Annotated in this window: 13 protein-coding genes and 1 tRNA gene; 2 read left to right on the top strand and 12 right to left on the bottom strand. The window is 71.5% G+C overall.

Annotated elements, in window-relative coordinates; all coding sequences use genetic code 11:
• Positions 1 to 43: 43 nt before the first annotated feature.
• The gene (locus tag E4622_RS18795) at positions 44 to 4144 is read right to left on the bottom strand and encodes an Ig-like domain-containing protein (RefSeq protein WP_209021960.1); all 4101 of its coding nucleotides are present in this window, start codon (positions 4142 to 4144) and stop codon (positions 44 to 46) included.
• Between the two features lie 223 nt (positions 4145 to 4367).
• Between E4622_RS18795 and E4622_RS18790 the strand changes: the two genes are divergently transcribed.
• Complete coding sequence (locus tag E4622_RS18790; RefSeq protein WP_167736098.1) at positions 4368 to 4832, top strand: sigma-70 family RNA polymerase sigma factor; 465 nt, start codon at positions 4368 to 4370, stop codon at positions 4830 to 4832.
• Positions 4829 to 5539, top strand: coding sequence for a hypothetical protein (locus E4622_RS18785; protein ID WP_134740988.1), 711 nt, complete (start codon positions 4829 to 4831; stop codon positions 5537 to 5539). Before E4622_RS18790 ends, E4622_RS18785 begins: the two co-directional genes overlap by 4 nt.
• A gap of 117 nt (positions 5540 to 5656) precedes the next feature.
• Here the strand turns inward: E4622_RS18785 and E4622_RS18780 are convergent, their stop codons facing one another.
• From E4622_RS18780 to E4622_RS18730, 11 genes are all read right to left on the bottom strand, one after another.
• On the bottom strand, positions 5657 to 6358 hold the full coding sequence (locus E4622_RS18780) for a hypothetical protein (RefSeq protein WP_134740987.1): 702 nt from the start codon (positions 6356 to 6358) through the stop codon (positions 5657 to 5659).
• Between the two features lie 155 nt (positions 6359 to 6513).
• Positions 6514 to 6600, bottom strand: a tRNA-Ser gene (locus E4622_RS18775).
• Positions 6601 to 6771: 171 nt separating this feature from the next.
• Entirely contained in the window at positions 6772 to 7254 is a 483-nt protein-coding gene (locus tag E4622_RS18770) for a hypothetical protein (protein ID WP_134740986.1), read from the bottom strand.
• Positions 7255 to 7329: 75 nt separating this feature from the next.
• Positions 7330 to 8841 carry an L-arabinose isomerase gene (gene araA, locus E4622_RS18765; RefSeq protein WP_134740985.1) on the bottom strand — a complete coding sequence of 504 codons (1512 nt, stop codon included), beginning with the start codon at positions 8839 to 8841 and terminating at the stop codon, positions 7330 to 7332.
• On the bottom strand, positions 8838 to 9527 hold the full coding sequence (locus tag E4622_RS18760; RefSeq protein WP_134740984.1) for an L-ribulose-5-phosphate 4-epimerase: 690 nt from the start codon (positions 9525 to 9527) through the stop codon (positions 8838 to 8840). Before E4622_RS18760 ends, araA begins: the two co-directional genes overlap by 4 nt.
• Complete coding sequence (araB, locus tag E4622_RS18755; RefSeq protein ID WP_134740983.1) at positions 9524 to 11209, bottom strand: ribulokinase; 1686 nt, start codon at positions 11207 to 11209, stop codon at positions 9524 to 9526. The genes E4622_RS18760 and araB overlap by 4 nt, the downstream gene beginning before the upstream one ends.
• A gap of 5 nt (positions 11210 to 11214) precedes the next feature.
• Positions 11215 to 12270 (bottom strand): LacI family DNA-binding transcriptional regulator, encoded by a 1056-nt coding sequence (locus tag E4622_RS18750; RefSeq protein WP_209021959.1) that lies wholly within the window; start codon positions 12268 to 12270, stop codon positions 11215 to 11217.
• A complete protein-coding gene (yjfF, locus tag E4622_RS18745) occupies positions 12267 to 13277 on the bottom strand; it encodes a galactofuranose ABC transporter, permease protein YjfF (RefSeq protein WP_134740982.1) in 1011 nt (336 codons plus the stop codon). The genes E4622_RS18750 and yjfF overlap by 4 nt, the downstream gene beginning before the upstream one ends.
• Complete coding sequence (locus E4622_RS18740) at positions 13274 to 14296, bottom strand: ABC transporter permease (RefSeq protein WP_134740981.1); 1023 nt, start codon at positions 14294 to 14296, stop codon at positions 13274 to 13276. The genes yjfF and E4622_RS18740 overlap by 4 nt, the downstream gene beginning before the upstream one ends.
• Entirely contained in the window at positions 14289 to 15869 is a 1581-nt protein-coding gene (locus E4622_RS18735; protein WP_245156044.1) for a sugar ABC transporter ATP-binding protein, read from the bottom strand. The genes E4622_RS18740 and E4622_RS18735 overlap by 8 nt, the downstream gene beginning before the upstream one ends.
• Before the next feature lie 72 nt (positions 15870 to 15941).
• Complete coding sequence (locus E4622_RS18730; protein WP_134740980.1) at positions 15942 to 16934, bottom strand: ABC transporter substrate-binding protein; 993 nt, start codon at positions 16932 to 16934, stop codon at positions 15942 to 15944.
• Between the last annotated feature and the right edge of the window lie 40 nt (positions 16935 to 16974).

The raw sequence follows: 16974 nt of genomic DNA, 5'->3' as shown, positions 1-16974 counted from the left end.
CTGTCGGACCCCTCCCCCGCAGCACTCTCGGACCTGCGTCGCGCTACTTCTTGATCAGCAGCACGACCTTCTTGCGGGTCACGGCCCCGCCCGACGCCGCGCGGAACACCACCGTGACGGTGGTCCGGTAGCGGCCTCGGGTGTTGAGCACCTTGCGCGCCGCCGGCTTGAGCCGCACGGGCACGGCGAACGTGCCCGCCCCGGCGGTCCGACGCAGCACACCGATGACCTTCGGGCCGGACAAGGCGACGGCGCCGGCCGTGTTGACGCTCACGCGCACCGTGGCGGTGCCCTTCTTCTTGTCCTTCGTCACCGCGCCCAGCGCCAGCGTCGGGCGGACCGGCGGCACCTCCTTCGTGGCCACCTCGATGGTGAGCCCCTCGGAGGTGGTCTCCTGGCCCGAGGAGTCGGTGACGACCGTCGTGAAGGTGATCTCCTTCCCGGCGTCCGCCGTGCCCGGCGTCCAGGTGAAGGAGTACGGCGCCGTGTCGGCCACCGCCACCTGCTCACCGTCGACCAGCAGCGCCGCCGAGCGCACCGCGAAGTCGTCCGCGGCCCGGACCAGGGGGAACACCGTCTCCCCGACCTTGACCTGCGAGCCACCCAGCGGGTCGACGAGGGAGGCCACCGCCTCCTCGTCGGTCACCTCTCCGGCCGTGGTCGGCACGCTCCCCGGCGGCGTCGAGAGACGCCCGGGGGTGGTGACGGTCGCCGCCGAGGTGGTGTCGGGCCCCGAGACGGCCTCGGTGCCGGCGGAGGGGTCGGCCGGTCCACCCGGGACCGGGTTGCCCTGGCCCACGAAGCTCGCCTGCAGCGCGAACGGCGCGCCCTCGCGGACCGCCGTCCCGTCGGCGTTCGCGTTGTAGGCGGCGAACCCGTTGCCGGTGATGATGTCGCCGGTCGCGGTGACCGAGCCCGCGTCGCGCAGCAGGATGCCGAACGACTGGGCGGGGGCGGGCCTGAAGTAGTTGCCGGTGACGCGGCTGTTCCTCACGAACCCGTCCGACCCGCTGGTGTACTCGATCCCGGTCTGCGGGAACAGGCCGTTGGCCTTGCCCTTGACGACCGTGTCGGCGACGTAGCCGTGCTGCTCGATGCCGGTCCGGACCACGTTGTCCGCGCCGCCGTCCTTGCCGCGGGCACCGTCGAACAGGATGCCGCCCGACTGGTAGCCGGTGACGACGCTGTCGGTGACGGTCAGCTCGGTCTCGACCGTCCCCGGACCGGAGCCCAGGATCGTGCCGGTCTTGACGATGCCCCAGCCGTGCGGGCTCTCCTCGAGCTCGTCGGCCGACGTCGCGACCCGCATCGGGCCGACCACGCTCTCCGAGACCCGGCCGGCCGCGTTGAAGTAGCCGATGCCGGCCTCGGCGTAGGTGCTGCCGGCGGTCACCGTCACACCCGAGATGTCGACGAACAGCTCGTTGGTGTCGGTCGAGCCCAGCGACTGCCGCGACACCGTGATGACGTTGCCGCCCCCGTCACGCAGGTACGGCGTGACGCCGGCCAGCGAGTCGAGGGACTGGTCGGGCAGGATCGTGACCTTGTCGGCGCCGGCGCCCTTGATCTTCAGGGGCTTGGTGATCGTGAGGCCGTTCATCGCGCCCGTGGCCACAGGGTTTCCGGGGCCGAAGACCGGGGTCGAGGACTCCTCGTAGCGTCCCTCGCACACCACGACGGTGTCCCAGGGGGCGGCGAAGTCCACCGCTTCCTGGATCGAGCCGAAGCTCGCGGTCGGGCACTGGGCCTTGTCGTCGTCGACCACCCAGGAGGTGGCGGAGAACGGGTCGCCCACGGTGTCGTTGAGCTTCACGTTGCCCGGGGTGTTGTCGTAGGCCGTGAGGAACGCGGCCGGGTCCGGGCCGGTCGCCGGCGCGCCGTGACCGGCGCCCTGGTCGACCGCCGTGCCGTCGGAGAGCACGAGCGGCTCGTCGACCGCCGCCTCCTGGAAGCGCAGGTCGGCCAGCTGGATGGAGCCCGACTGCGGGGTCCCCTCCTCGCCGAAGCGCAGCTCGACCTCGTCCACCTTGGTGAGGTCGACGCCCTGGGCGGCGAACTCGCTGAGCGGGACCCGGATCTGGTCCAGCACGATGTGCGTGTTGGCGGTGTTGGTGCCCGTCGACATGTGCAGGGCGTTGCCCCAGCGCTCGTCCCCGGCCTTGACCGTGGCCTCGTGGCCGGCGGTGTCGGTGAGTGCGATGACGAAGTCCTGCGTCGTCGACGTGGTGTCGTACGACGTCGGCTTCTCGTTGGGCCACGCGAAGTCCGGCGACGTGCCGGTGCGGGTGTTGTCGCCGCGGTTGTCGGCGCCGGGGTTGCGCAGGTCGAAGAAGTTGACGTCCGCACCCATCGTCAGCGCCTTGAGCCCGCTGACGTCCTGCGACGCGGCGGGGATGTCGGCGGTGAGCCGCGCGTCCTGGCCCGGCTCCCAGGCGAGCGCCAGCTGGCGACCGTAGGAGTGGTTGACCGGGGCGTTCTCGCGGATGGCGTTCTGGCCGCCGAGCTCGGCCTTGCCCGGCAGCGGGCACGCCTTGGCGCCGGTGGGCTGCGTGCCGAGACCCAGCTGCGCGGGCGCGAAGTGGTCGGGCTCGGGGTTGCACCAGTCGTAGCCGCCGGCCGTCTTCTTCGGCAGGGCGACCGCGCCGTTGTCGAGGTAGGGGTAGGCGAATCCGCTGCCGCTCAGGGTCCCGCCCAGGGCGTTGAGCCCGAGCGGGTTCGCGACCTCCGGACGGATCACGTCGACGCGCTCGTCGGCCCCGGGGAAGTAGCTGGTGGACACGTACTCCTTGCAGGGGATCCGGGTGCCGGACGTGCTCGTCGGGCAGGCCGTGGCCGGGAGCTGCAGGTGGGAGTCGGTGTCGGAGAGCTCACCGGTCAGGTAGGGGTCGAACGCACCCTCGCCGCCGACGTAGCGCCGGAAGAAGGCCGACATGGTGGCCAGCCCGATCTTCTCCTGGTCGCCCATCCGCGCCGGGTCGCCGGAGATCTTGGTGTTGACCAGCGGGTCGTAGGTGGCGCTGTTGTCCTTGACGTAGTTCTTGGCCGGCACCGCGGGGTCGGCCGCACCGCTGAGGCGGATGTTGTTCGGGTGGACGTTGGTGGCGGAGAACGGCGCGCTGTTGCCGCACGCCGCGTCGTTGTTGTTCGTCCCGTCCGCGTCACCGTCGGCGTACCAGACGGAGTTGTACCAGTTGTGGATCGCACCGAGCTGGGAGGACTGGATGCGCGGGAACGGGTCGTCACCGTTGATGTACTGGCTGCGCTCGTAGAAGCGGGCGCCCTGCAGGTTGGAGACGTCGCCGTCGCAGAACGGCAGGATCGTCATGTAGGGCACGCCGTACGGCGCCTTGCGCTCGTAGTCGACCGGCGCCAGCGAGATCACGCCGCGCAGGGGGTAGCGCGGCCCGTCGGTGCGGATCCGGTTGTAGTCGATGAAGCTGGTGACGCCGTCACCACCGCGCGAGTGGCCCATGAGGCCGATCCGCGTCAGGTCGAGCTTGCCGACGAGGGTCGTGCCGATCGTGGTGTGCTCGTCGACGGGTAGCCCGCCCGCGGCGTTGGCCGCGCTGAGAGCGTCGAGCGTGGCGGCGATGAGGAGACGGCGCTGGTGCATGCCCTTCCCCTTGGCGGTGTCCTGGCGCATCATCATCTGGTCCTGCGAGACCGAGAAGGTCGTGTAGCCCCAGGTGGCGAGGTTCTCCGCGAGGTAGGCGTAGCCGGCCTCGTTGCGCTTGTACGCCGAGCAGGTCGCGGTGGTGGAGTTCTGGCCCGCGTCGCACGATCCGTGGTTGCCGTGCACGAGCACCAGCACCGGCGAGGGCTCCGCGCGGTCGGCCGGGTAGTACAGCTGTCCGCGGATCTCCAGCTGCTCCGGCGCCTGCGCGGAGCCGGCGGTCGGCGCGTTGCCGGCGGAGTTCGGCTCCTGGAGCGAGGCCAGCCCGAGCTTGCTCTCCTGGATGACAGCCGGGGTGTAGCCGCCCCGGCCCATCGGGTCCGGCAGCTCGCCGCCGGGGGCGGCGGCGACCGGGGCGATCGGCGCGGCCGCCTGGGAGGCCGCCGTCACCCCCGCCACCGGTGAGATCAAGGCCGCGATCAGCGGCAGCAGCGCCAGACGGCGCCAACGCGTGGAGGGCGGTACCCGCACGGTTACTCCTCGTTGTCCCTGTGGCCGGGAGTCGGCCAGCCGGCTCAGGTTAGGGATGCGGAATTACGCCCGAGGAGCGCCGAGGTTTCCGCCACCGACGGGTTCCGCGGCGTTGTATGCCGGGCGTGTAAACACGTCGATGCGGTGCTGGAGACGTGTCCGGTCACCCCACACGGGCGACGGGTGCAACGTTCTCCACCTCCTCGGCGACAGAGTGGGCGTGATGACGACATCCGCGCAGGACCCGGGCCCCGACCTGGAGGAGACGTACCGCCAGCACCGGCTCACGCTGCTGCGTCTGGCCTACCTGATGTGCGGCTCCCACGACGCGAGCGAGGACGCCGTCCAGGCGGTGTTCGCCTCGGCCCACGAGCGGTGGGACCAGGTGCGGGACCCCCTGCCGTACCTCAAGCGCGCGGTCGTCAACCAGGTCAAGGACGGACAGCGTCGGCGCTTCCGTCTGTTGGCGCGGCCACCCGAACGCCCCGCCGTGGACCTGCCGCCCGAGATCGACGAGACCTGGGCCGAGCTCGCCCGGCTCTCGTGGACGCAGCGCGCCGTCGTCGTACTGCACTACTACGAGGACCTGCCCCTGACCGAGGTCGCTGCCGTCCTGGGGCGCCCGGCCGCCACCGTGCGCTCCGACCACCGCCGGGCTCTGGACCACCTCCGAAGGGCACTCTCATGAACACGCTCCTGGATCCCGACCTCGTCGAGCAGCGACTGCGGCGCACGCTCCGCACGGTGGCCGGCACGGTCACCGAGGATCAGGCCTTCGGTGCCGGGCGAGCCCCGGTCGTGCGGAGGTCGCACCGCGGGCGATGGATCGGCCTCGGCATCGTCGCCGTCGCCGTCCCCGTGACGCTCGCTGCGGCAGCGGTCGTCCGGCAGGGACCGGAGTACGTCGACACCATCCCGCCCGAGCAGGTCGTGATGTCGGGCAGCGTGGACGGGAGCCGCTACCTGCTCGCCGAGACCACTCGTACCAGCTGCGGGGAGCCGCTCACCGGCGTCGAGCTGATCGAGGAGCGGGAGAACCTGCTCGGCAGCGAGTGGAACACCACGCTCTACGAGTACGGCGACACCATCGGCCTCCCGTGCGGCCACCGCATCGACCCCACGCGCTACCTCGCGCGGCCGGCGCTCTACACGGACTCCGGCGTCGCGGTCGGCGACTCCTTCGTCTGGGTCTACGCCGTCCACCCGGACGTCACCGGGGTGCGCATCACGGCCGACGACTACTCCGAGACGTTGGCTGTCTACCCGGTCGACGGCGCGGGGTTCGCCCCCTTCGAGATCCCACGAGACCTGCGCGAGTACACCTCCGAGCTCCTCATCGACGGCCAGGTGGTCCCGGGGTCGGCGGAGACGCACCGGGTGCCTCGGGACGAGTGACCCCCACCGCGTCGCCCCTCTGGCCGGGAGTCGGCCAGCCGACTCGGGTCAGGGATGCGCGGGTCACAGGGAGTGGGCGTGCTCGTCACCTTGGCCGAGGTGGTGCGGGCGCCCACCTCACCAACCCGCGACGCTCCCCCGCCAGTTGGGGCAGATCCGGACCCGGGACGACCGGGACTTCGCGCTGTTCGTCGTATTGCCCACCGTGATCTGGAAGCCGAAGTTCACGCCGTAGCACTTCCAGGCGATCTTCTTGTTCGGCTTCAGGAAGGTGCGCTCCTGGCCGACGTAGGAGAGCACCGCGTCGTCGTTGCGCAGCAGAGCCGCGCGGCGCTTCGTCTCTGAGCTGAACTTGAGGAAGGTCTTGGCCTTCGTGTCACAGCTGGGCCAGATCTCCAGCCCCAGGTCGAAGCTCGCCGGGAAGCCGATGAAGCTGCTGACCGAGGGGTTGAAGCTGCACTTGTACCCGCGCGTATGCGCCTCGATGCTGATCTGCGACCAGGCCTTGCGCACCTTGTTGGGGCACGAGGCACCGTCGGGCTTGAAGCCGGCCAGCCGGAGACTGTTGTAGCGCAGCTTCATGGAGACCAGGTAGGTGTAGGTGTCGCTCGTCGAGGCCGGGTCGCGGTGGTTGTAGACGGCGAGATAGTCCTTGACGCCGTTCACCGTCCACTTGATGCAGATGCTGGGACTGTGCAGACGGATGGTCCCGGAGGTCGAGTAGCCCTCCTTGAAGTACTTCGACTTCTCGGTGTCGGCGCTGGCCGGGCTCGCGGGGACCGCGACCAGCACGGCCGTCACCAGCGCGAGCAACAGCATGAGGACTCGTCCGTGACGGGGCATCGACGTACCTTCCGAGAGGCGTTGCGCGTGGGGTGGAGTATGCGCTCGGGCCCAGCGGGAGGCAACGCCCTCGGACACTGAAGACGAAAGAGACCCCCGACACCGGAACGGTCGGGGGCCACTCTCATCGGCGGTGGCGGAGGGATTTGAACCCTCGGTCGGCTTGCACCGACAAACGCTTTCGAGGCGTTCTCCTTAGGCCGCTCGGACACGCCACCGCGGGGAAGGTTACCGGAGCGCGTCGGGGTCGGTGAAATCTGGGTGACCCCCGCCCCTGAGCTGTCTGGCCGGGTAGTCCCTACAACCGCGTCGCTCTTCACGGTGTGTCGCGACGCGGATGTGAGGGACTATCCCGACAGGCAGGAACGAAACGACCGCAGCGGACTGCGCTACTCGACGGTGACGGTGGCGGTGTTGCCGGAGATGTCCTCGCGGACCTCGTAGGTGCCGGGCTCGTCGAAGCGGAAGGACTCGTCGAGGCCGGTCGTGACGGTGTAGCCGTCCAGGTCGCCGACGATGACACCGAAGATGCCCTCGCCCCCGCCCGTCGTGAACGCGACGATGTCGCCGACGGCCACCGAGGTCTCGGCGGGCTCGAAGCCGGCGTCGCTGACGGTGACCGTCGCGGCGGGCGCGGCCACGTTGTCGACGAACACGACCCCGCCTGCCGGAGCGCCTTCCCCCGGCTCCTCGGCCGGCTCCTCGGCCGGCTCCTCCGCAGGCGGCGCGGACTCCTCGGGGGTGGAGCCCGCGTCCGCCGACGGTGAGGAGGTCTCCGCCGGCTCGTCGTCGCCGGAGCACGCGCCGAGGCCCAGGGCCAGCGCGAGCGCGAGGGCGGCGGCAGGGAGCGGCCGGGGCCGGGGAGGGGTCATGCGCCGGACGCTAGTGCGGCCGGTCGCCCCGGCGCGTGCGTGATTCGGCTTAATCGAGCCGCGGCGACCGACGCGTCAGAGGCCCTGGGCCAGGCGGTGGTAGGCGGCGTTCCAGCGCAGCTCGCGCTGGAAGGACCGGGGCGTGGTGTCGGCGTCGATGGTGACCATCTCGACCCCGGTCATCTCCGCGAAGTCCTCGAGGATCTCGACGCCCACGGCCTGCGAGAGCACGGTGTGGTGGGGGGCGCCGGCCATCAGCCACGACTCCGCCGACGTCGACAGCGACGGGCGCGGCTTCCAGACCGCGCAGGCCACGGGCAGCCGCGGCAGGTCCTCGTCGGGCTCGACGCAGTCGATCTCGTTGACGGTCAGGCGGAGCCGGTCGCCGAGGTCGGCGAGGCCTGCGACCACGGCGGGGCCGGCGTCGCCGGTGAAGCGCAGCCGCACGGGGTCCTCGCGGCCGCCGATCGAGAGCGGGTGGACCTCCAGCGACGGACGCTCGCTGGTGATGCTCGGGCAGACCTCGAGCATGTGGGCGCCGAGGATCTTCTCCTCGCCCGGGACCAGGTGGTAGGTGTAGTCCTCCATGAACGACGTGCCGCCGGGCAGCCCCGAGGCCATCACCTTGGTGGCGCGCAGCAGCACCGACGTCTTCCAGTCGCCCTCGCCGCCGAAGCCGTAGCCGTCGGCCATCAGCCGCTGCACGGCCAGCCCCGGCAGCTGGCGCAGCCCGCCCAGGTCCTCGAAGTTGGTGGTGAAGGCGCCGAACCCGCCCTCGCCGAGGAAGGCGCGCAGGCCCAGCTCGACCCGGGCGCCGTAGCGCAGCGAGTCGTGGCGCTCCCCGGAGGGCAGGAGCTCGGGGGCGACGCGGTAGGTGTCGGCGTACTCGGTGACGAGCTTGTCGATGTCGGTGTCGGCGACCTGGTCGACGACCGCGACGAGGTCGTTGACGCCGTAGGTGTTGACCGAGACCCCGAAGCGGCGCTGGGCCTCGACCTTGTCGCCCTCGGTGACGGCGACGTCGCGCATGTTGTCGCCGAAGCGGACCAGCCGCAGGGTGCGCGTCTCGTGCCGGCCCACGGCGGCGCGGGCCCAGTGGGCGATGCGCCGCGTGACCGCCGGCGACTCGACGTGCCCCGCGACCGTCTTGCGGGCGATGCCGAGGCGGGACTGGATGTAGCCGAACTCCCGGTCGCCGTGGGCGGCCTGGTTGAGGTTCATGAAGTCCATGTCGATGGTCGACCACGGCAGCGCCATGCCGGCCTGGGTGTGCAGGTGCAGCAGCGGCTTCTGCAGGGCGTCGAGCCCGGCGATCCACATCTTGGCCGGCGAGAACGTGTGCATCCAGGCGATGACGCCGACGCACTGCGGGGCGCTGTTGGCGTCCAGCATCTGGCGGTGGATGGACGCGGCGTCGGTGAGCACCGGCTTCCAGACGACGGTGGTCGGGAGCTCGCCGGCGGCGCCGAGCCGCTCGACGATCCCCTGCGACTGGGCGGCGACCTGGTCCAGCGTCTCGGGACCGTAGAGGCCCTGGCTGCCGGTGAGGAACCAGACCTCGGGGAGGGGCGTGGTGGTCGTGGTCATCGTGGGTCCTTCTGCTGTCCGTAGACGTGCTGGTAGCGGTCGAAGAGCGAGTCGACGTCGGCCTGGGCGATGGGGAGCGGGGTGCCGAGCTGGCGCGAGACGTGCACCGTGCGGGCGACGTCCTCGCACATCACCGCCGCCTTCACGGCGGCCCTCGCGGTCGCTCCGATGGTGAAGACGCCGTGGTTGCGCATGAGCACCGCCGGCGAGCGGCTGCCGCGCAGGGTGTCGACGATCCCGCGGCCGATGGAGTCGTCGCCGATGACGGCGAACGGGCCCACCGGGATCTCCCCGCCGAACTCGTCGGCGCCCATCGTGAGCACGCACGGCACCGGCTCGCCGCGCGCCGCCCACGCCGTGGCGTACGTCGAGTGCGTGTGCACCACGCCGCCGACCTCGGGCAGCTCGCGGTAGACGTAGGCCTGGGCCTCGGTGTCGGACGACGGCGCGTGCTCGCCCTCGACCACCCGGCCCCTCAGGTCGCAGACGACCATGTTGTCGGGCGTCAGGTCGTCGTAGGAGACGCCGCTGGGCTTGATGACCAGCAGGTCGTGCCCGGGCACCCGCGCCGAGACGTTGCCGGCGGTCCACACCACCAGCGCGTAGCGGGTCAGCTGCTCGTGGAGGGCGCACACCTCGCGGCGCAGCGCCACCACCGTGTCGCGGACGTCGGCGGTGACGGTCATCGGGACTCCCTTCGCGCGACGGCCTCGCGCCGCAGCGCCTTCAGCCGGCGCATCGTGGGCTGCTCGCGACCGAAGTGGTCGTGCAGCTCGAGGTAGATCTCGAACAGCCGGTCGTAGGCCTGCGCCCGCGCCTCGTCCGGGAGGTGGACGTCGTGGCGGACCTTCCCCATCGACGTGGCCGCGGTCGGGACGTCGGGGTAGCAGCCGGCCGCCACGGCCGCGTGGATCGCGGCCCCCAGCGCCGGGCCCTGGTCGGAGTCGAGGATGGAGAGCGGGAGCCGCGTGACGTCGGCGTAGACCTGCATGAGCAGCGCGTTGCGGGCCAGGCCGCCGGCGACGGTGAGCCCCTCGACGGGGATCCCGCTGTCGCGGAACGTCTCGACGATCACCCGGGTCCCGAACGCGGTCGCCTCCAGCAGGGCCCGGTAGGTGTCCTCCGGTCTCGTGGCCAGGGTGAGGCCGACCACGAGGCCCGAGAGCTCGTGGTCGACCAGCACCGAGCGGTTGCCGGAGTGCCAGTCGAGGGCCACCAGCCCGTGCTCGCCGATCTCCTGCTGCGACGCGAGCCGGGTGAGGTGCTCGTGCAGCGACTCCCCCGCGGCGGCAGCCGCGTCGGCGTACGCCGGCGGCACGCCGTGCTGCACGAACCAGCCGAAGATGTCGCCGACCCCGCTCTGGCCGGCCTCGTAGCCCCAGGACCCGGCGACGATCCCGCCGTCGACGACCCCGCACATGCCGGGCACCTCGCGCAGCTCCTCGGAGCTCATCACGTGGCAGGTCGAGGTGCCCATGATCGCGACCATCTGGCCGGGTCCCACGGCCTGGGCCGCCGGTGCGGTCACGTGGGCGTCCACGTTGCCGACGGCGACCGCGATGCCCTCGGGCAGCCCGGTCCACGCGGCGGCCTGAGCGGTCAACGAGCCCGCGCGGTCGCCGAGCCGGCCGATCGGCTGGTCGACCTTGTCGGCGACGAAGCCCTCGAAGCCAGGAGCGAGCGCGCCGAGGAACCCCGGGGAGGGGTAGCTGGCAGCGTCGCCGTCGAGGCGTTGGAGGTTGCCCTTGTAGCCGGCCGAGCAGGCGTTGCGGACGTAGGCGCCGCACAGCTGCCAGACGATCCAGTCGGCGGCCTCCACCCAGCGCTCGGTGCGGTCGTAGAGCTCGCGGTCCTCCTCGAAGAGCTGCAGGCCCTTGGCCAGCTCCCACTCGGAGGAGATCAGGCCGCCGTAGCGCGGCAGCCAGGCCTCGCCCCGGGCCTCGGCGAGCCGGTTGATCCGGTCGGCCTGGCCCTGCGCGGCGTGGTGCTTCCACAGCTTCGCGTAGGCGTGCGGCCGGTCAGCCAGCCCGTCGAGCTCGCAGAGCGGGGTGCCGTCGGCGAGCGTCGGCACCATCGTGCAGGCGGTGAAGTCGGTGGCGATCCCGACGACGTCGGTCGGGTCGATCCCGGCGCTCGCCACGGCCGCGGGCACCGCCGTGCGGAGCACCTCGCGGTAGTCCTCCGGGACCTGGAGGGCCCACTCCGGGGGCAGCCGGCGCGTCGCCCCCGGCAGGCTGTCCTCCAGCACCGCGTGCGGGTAGGCGTGCGTCGCGGTGCCGACCTCGGCGCCGTCGGACACGCGCACCACGAGGGCGCGGCCCGAGAGGGTGCCGAAGTCGACCCCCACGACGTACTGCTGCTCGGTCATCTCTCCTACTTCCTGCGCGGGGTGGCGGAGCTGGCGCGGACGACCAGCTCGGGGCGGATCAGGCGGGCCGGCTCGGGGCGGTCGGGGTCGTGCGCGATGGCGCCGCGCAGGATCTCGATGGCGCGGCGGCCGACGGCGGTGAAGTCCTGGCGGACGGTGGTCAGCGGCGGGATCAGGTACGCCGCCTCGGGGATGTCGTCGAAACCGACGACGCTCACGTCGCCCGGCACCGAGCGCCCGGCCTCCGACAGCGCGCGCAGCAGGCCGAGGGCCATCTGGTCGTTGGCGCAGAAGACGGCGGTCACGTCGGCTCGCTCCGCGATCTCGCGGCCGGCCTCGTAGCCGCTGCGGGCCGACCAGTCGCCGACCAGGTGGCGCGAGGGCCGCAGCCCGGCGGCGTACATCGCGGTCTGGAAGCCCAGCAGGCGGGCCCGGGCCTCGGTCCACTCCTGGGGGCCGGCGAGGTGGGCGATGTCCTCGTGGCCGAGGTCGACGAGGTGGCGGGTGCCGAGCTCGGCGCCCGCGACCTGGTCGACGCCGACCGTCCAGCGCGCCCGGTCGGGGTCGCCCTCCACCACGACGACCGGCGTGCCGCCGGCCTCCTGGGCCCGGGCCACCTCCAGGGCGTCGTCGTTGGCCGCGATGAGCACGATGCCCTCGACGGCGTGGTCGCGCAGGTGGTCGATGGCGTCGGTCAGCGAGGCGCGCGTGTGGTTGGGCAGGTTGACCGAGCTGACGAAGTAGCCGGCCTCGCGGCCGGCCGCCTGGATGGTGCGGTGCACCGTGCTGGGTCCCCAGTAGCCGCTCTTGGAGCCGATGACGCCGATGGTCGCGGAGCGGCGGGTCACGAGCGCGCGGGCCGCGGTGTTGGGGCGGTAGCCGAGCTGGCGGATGGCCTCCTCGACGCGCTCGCGGGTCGCCGGGCGCAGGTTGCTCTGGCCGTTGACCACGCGAGAGACCGTCTGGTGCGAGACCCCGGCCAGCCGGGCCACGTCGGCCATCACCGGGACGCGCGCGGCGGCGGGCCGGGCCGGCGGCCCGGCCGGAGCCGACGTCGTCACGACTGCCGCCGCGTCATGACCCGCTGGATCACGACGAACACCAGCACCAGCAGGCCGATCGTGATCCTGGTCCACCACGAGCTCAGGGTGCCGTCGAAGGAGATGAAGGTCTGGATCGTGCCCAGCACCAGGACGCCGAGCATCGACCCCACGACCAGGCCGCGCCCTCCGGTCAGCAGTGTCCCGCCGATGACCACCGCGGCGATCGCGTCGAGCTCCATGCCGACGGCGTGCAGGCTGTTGCCCGACAGTGTGTAGAAGGCGAAGAGCAGACCGCCGAGGGCCGCGCAGAACCCGCTGATCGTGTAGACGCCGACCTTGACCGCGGCGACGCGGAGCCCCATCAGCATCGCGGAGCTCTCGCTGCCGCCGATGGCGTAGACGGTGCGACCGAACCGGGTGCGGGCCAGCACGTAGGCGGCGACCGCGACGGCGACCAGCGCGACCACGACGGTCCACGTCGTGTAGTAGCCGCCGGGCAGGGTGATGGTGGAGAACGCGACCTGGGAGAACGTCGAGTCGCTGATCGAGATCGACTCGACGCTGATCAGGTAGGTCAGGCCCCGGGCGAGGAACATCCCGGCCAGCGTCGCGACGAACGGCTGGATGTCGAAGTAGTGGATGAGCAGCCCCATCAGGGTGCCCAGCACCGCGCCGACGACGAGGACGGAGGCCATGGCGAGGTAGGGCGACCAGCCCATGTCCAGCGTCTTGGCCGCGATCATCGTGGACAGCGCCACCACGGAGCCCACGGACAGGTCGATGCCGCCGGTGAGGATCACGAACGTCATGCCCACGGCCAGGACGATGAGGAAGGCGTTGTCGAGCAGCAGGCTCAGGAAGACCTGCGGGTCGGCGAAGCCCTCGTAGCGCAGGCCGCCGACGCCGAAGAGCCCGACGAAGAGGGCGAACGTCGCCAGCACGGGCAGGTAGCGCGAGGGCGGGCGGAAGCCGCGGACGCGGTCCCAGGCGGAGACGCCGGCGACGGGGACGGTGGCGGTGCTCATGAGACGGCTGCCTTCGCGACGAGGGGGGCCGGGCGGCGTACGCGCAGGGCGGCGCGGGCCTGGGGCGACTGGACCAGGCACACCGCGACGACCACGACCGCCTTGAACAGGTAGTTGGCCTCCGAGGGGATGCCGATGTTGGGGATGGTCTTCTCGAGGGTGGTGATGAACAGCGCGCCGACCAGGGTGCCGGTCAGCGAGAAGCGGCCGCCGGCCAGGGAGGTGCCGCCGATGACGACGGCCAGGATCGCGTCGAGCTCGATCCACAGCCCGAGGCTGTTGGCGTTCACCGAGTTGGTGTTGGCCGCGATGATCAGGCCCGCCAGCCCCGCGCACAGGGCGGCGAAGACGTAGACGGTCCAGATGATCGTGCAAGCGCGGACGCCGGCCAGGCGGCTGGCCTCCGGGTTGATGCCCACCGCCTCGATCAGCATCCCGAGCGCCGTACGACGGGTGACCAGCGCGGTCAGCCCGAAGACCAGGAGCGCCACGAGCATGGCCACCGGCAGGGTGAGCACGAAGCCCGAGGCCAGGTCGCTGAAAAGCTCGTTGTTGACCGTGGTGATCTGGCCGTCCGTGACCAGCATCGCCAGGCCACGGCCGGCCACCATGAGCACGAGGGTGGCGATGATCGGCTGGATCCCGAGGACCGCCACGAGGAAGCCGTTCCACAGCCCCAGCAGGACGCAGACGCCCAGGGCCGTCGTGGAGGCCACGATGGCGGTGCCGGCGGCGCCCTCGTCGCTGCCCACGATGTAGGTGCAGGCGACCGCGCCGGCGATGGCCGCGATCGCGCCGACCGAGAGGTCGATCCCGCGGGTCGCGATCACCAGGGTCATCCCGAGGGCGACCAGCAGCACGGGCGCGCTGTTGCGGAGGACGTCGACGAGGCTGCCGAACAGGTGGCCGTCCTGCATGCGGACGTCGAAGAACGACGGGGTCGCCACGACGTTGATGACGAGCAGCACGACGAGGGCCAGGACGGGCCAGACGAGCTGGTGGGCGAGGACCTTACGCACGGGACTCCTCCTGCTGGGTGCGGGCCTCGCCGGCGATGATCTCGAGGAGGTCGCCGACGCTGACGTCGTCGTTGGGACGCTCCGCGATCTTGCGGCGGTCGCGCATCACGACGAGCCGGTCGCTCAGGCGTAGGACCTCCTCGAGCTCGGCGGAGATGAAGACGACCGACATGCCGCGGCGCGCGAGCTCGGCGACGAGCTGCTGGATCTGGGCCTTGGCGCCGATGTCGATGCCGCGGGTGGGCTCGTCCAGGATCAGCACCTCGGGCTGGGTGATGAGCCACCGGGCGAGCAGCACCTTCTGCTGGTTGCCGCCGGACAGGTTGCGCATCAGGGCCTGGGGGTCGGGCGGGCGGATGTCGAGGGTCTCGATGTACTCCGTCACCAGCCGCTGGCGGGTGCCGGAGGGGATCGGGCGGAGCCAGCCGCGCGAGGCCTGCAGCGCCAGGAGCATGTTGTCGGCGACGGAGAGGTCCTCGATCACGCCCTCGGCGCGGCGGTTCTCGCTGGAGAAGGCGACCTTGCGGTCGATGGCGTGGCGCGGGCTGCGCAGGCGGCGCCGCTCGGAGCGGATGTGCAGCTCGCCGTGGTCGGCGGTGTCGGCGCCGAACAGCAGGCGGGCCATCTCGGTGCGCCCGGAGCCGAGCAGCCCGGCGATGCCGACGACCTCGCCGTCGTACAGCTCGAGGTCGAAGGCCTCCAGCGAGCCCTTGCGGCTGAGCCCCAGGGCCTTCATCACCGGCGCCCCGCTCTCGCGGGCGCTGGTGGCCGCCACCTCGCGGTCGAGCCGCTCGAGCACCTCCAGCTCGCGGCCGATCATCAGCTGCACCAGCTCGAGCTGCGTGGTGTCCGCCACCATGCGCTCGCCCACGAGCCGGCCGTTGCGCAGGACCGTCATCCGGTCGGCGATCTCGTAGACCTGGTCCAGGAAGTGGGAGACGAAGACGATCGCGACGCCCTGGGAGCGCAGCGTGCGCATCACCGTGAAGAGCTTGGCGACCTCGTCGGCGTCGAGGCTCGAGGTGGGCTCGTCGAGGATCAGGACCCGCGCGTCGACGTCGACCGCGCGGGCGATGGCGACGAGCTGCTGGACGGCGATGGGGTGCTCGCCCAGCGTGGAGGTGGGGTCGACCTCGATGCCGAGCCGGTCGAGGGTCTCGCGGGCCCGGCGGTTCATCGCGCGGACGTGGATCCCGCCGAAGCGCCGGGGCTCCCGGCCGAGCAGCATGTTCTCGGCGACGGTGAGGTTGGGGACCAGGTTGACCTCCTGGTAGACGGTGCTGATGCCCGCCGCCTGCGCGGCCGCCGGGGAGGAGAAGTGCTGCTCCTCGCCGCCGACGCGGATCGTCCCGCCGTCGATCGTGTAGACGCCGGTGAGCGCCTTGATCATCGTCGACTTGCCGGCGCCGTTCTCGCCCATGAGCGCGTGCACCTCGCCGGGGAACAGCCGCAGCCCGACGCCGGAGAGCGCGCGCACCGCCCCGAAGGTGATCGAGATGTCCTGCATCTCGATGACCGGCGTGGTCGCGGCGGGCTCGGCCACGTCGGGCGGCTGGAGGTCCATCTGCGTCATCTCGTTCCTCTCGTGCGGTGCGGCGTCGGGCCCGACCGGGACAACAACCGGTCGGGCCCGACGGGCAGGGGCTCAGTACTGGCGGTCGGCCAGGACGTCGGCCGCCTGCTCCTGCGTGAAGGTGCTCTCCTCGGTGACGACGCGCTCGGGCACGTCCTCGCCGTCGACGACCTTCTTGGCCAGGTCCATGAGCTGGGGACCGAGCAGCGGGTTGCACTCGACGATGTAGCTGATCTTGCCCTCGGCCAGCGCCGCCATCCCGTCCTTGACCGCGTCGACGGTGATGATCTTGATGTCCTTGCCGGGCACCAGGCCGGCGGCCTCGATCGCCTCGATGGCGCCCAGGCCCATGTCGTCGTTGTGGGCGAAGACGACGTCGATGCCCTTCTCGGAGCCGAGGAAGGTCTCCATCACCTTCTTGCCGCCGTCGCGGGTGAAGTCGCCGGTCTGGGACGCCACGACCTCGACGGTGTCCTCCGCCTTGATCGCCGACGCGAAGCCCTCGGCCCGGTCGAGGGCCGGCGCGGCGCCGGTGGTGCCCTCGAGCTGGACGACGTTGATCGCGCCGTTGCCGTCGACGTCCATCTCGGCAGCGTTCTCGACCAGCCACTGGCCGGCCTTCTCGCCCTCGAGGATGAAGTCGGAACCGAGGAAGGTCTCGTAGAGCGAGGTGTCCTCGGAGTCGACGGCGCGGTCGGTCAGGATCACCGGGATCTTCGCTCGCTTGGCCTCCTGCAGCACCGCGTCCCAGCCGGTCTCGACGACCGGGCTGAACGCGATCACGTCGACCTTCTGCTGGATGTAGGAGCGGATGGCCTTGATCTGGTTCTCCTGCTTCTGCTGCGCGTCGGAGAACTTGAGGTCGATGCCGGCCTCCTCGGCCGACTCCTGGACCGACTTCGTGTTGGCCGTGCGCCAGCCGCTCTCGGCGCCCACCTGCGCGAAGCCCATCGTGATCGAGCCGTCGTCCTTGCCTGCGGCGGAGTCGGAGTCACTGCCGCACGCGGTGAGCATCATCGAGCTCAGCGTGATCGCACTCGCGGCGATCAGGGTCTTCTTTCCCACTGTCATTCCTCCAGATCAACGGGCGTCGCGCCCTTGTGAC

Source organism: Nocardioides sp. 503 (assembly GCF_004522095.1).
Lineage (GTDB): Bacteria > Actinomycetota > Actinomycetes > Propionibacteriales > Nocardioidaceae > Nocardioides.
The sequence above is the reverse complement of the archived record's forward strand: the minus strand, read 5'-3'. Positions and strand labels throughout refer to the sequence as shown.

Excerpts from the sequence above, each read along its gene's own strand:
- E4622_RS18790 (WP_167736098.1), top strand. The coding sequence starts at position 4,368 with ATGACGACATCCGCGCAGGACCCGGGCCCCGACCTGGAGGAGACGTAC.
- E4622_RS18785 (WP_134740988.1), top strand. The coding sequence starts at position 4,829 with ATGAACACGCTCCTGGATCCCGACCTCGTCGAGCAGCGACTGCGGCGC.
- E4622_RS18780 (WP_134740987.1), bottom strand. The coding sequence starts at position 6,358 with ATGCTGTTGCTCGCGCTGGTGACGGCCGTGCTGGTCGCGGTCCCCGCG.
- E4622_RS18770 (WP_134740986.1), bottom strand. The coding sequence starts at position 7,254 with ATGACCCCTCCCCGGCCCCGGCCGCTCCCTGCCGCCGCCCTCGCGCTC.
- araA (WP_134740985.1), bottom strand. The coding sequence starts at position 8,841 with ATGACCACGACCACCACGCCCCTCCCCGAGGTCTGGTTCCTCACCGGC.
- E4622_RS18760 (WP_134740984.1), bottom strand. The coding sequence starts at position 9,527 with ATGACCGTCACCGCCGACGTCCGCGACACGGTGGTGGCGCTGCGCCGC.
- araB (WP_134740983.1), bottom strand. The coding sequence starts at position 11,209 with ATGACCGAGCAGCAGTACGTCGTGGGGGTCGACTTCGGCACCCTCTCG.
- yjfF (WP_134740982.1), bottom strand. The coding sequence starts at position 13,277 with ATGAGCACCGCCACCGTCCCCGTCGCCGGCGTCTCCGCCTGGGACCGC.
- E4622_RS18735 (WP_245156044.1), bottom strand. The coding sequence starts at position 15,869 with ATGACGCAGATGGACCTCCAGCCGCCCGACGTGGCCGAGCCCGCCGCG.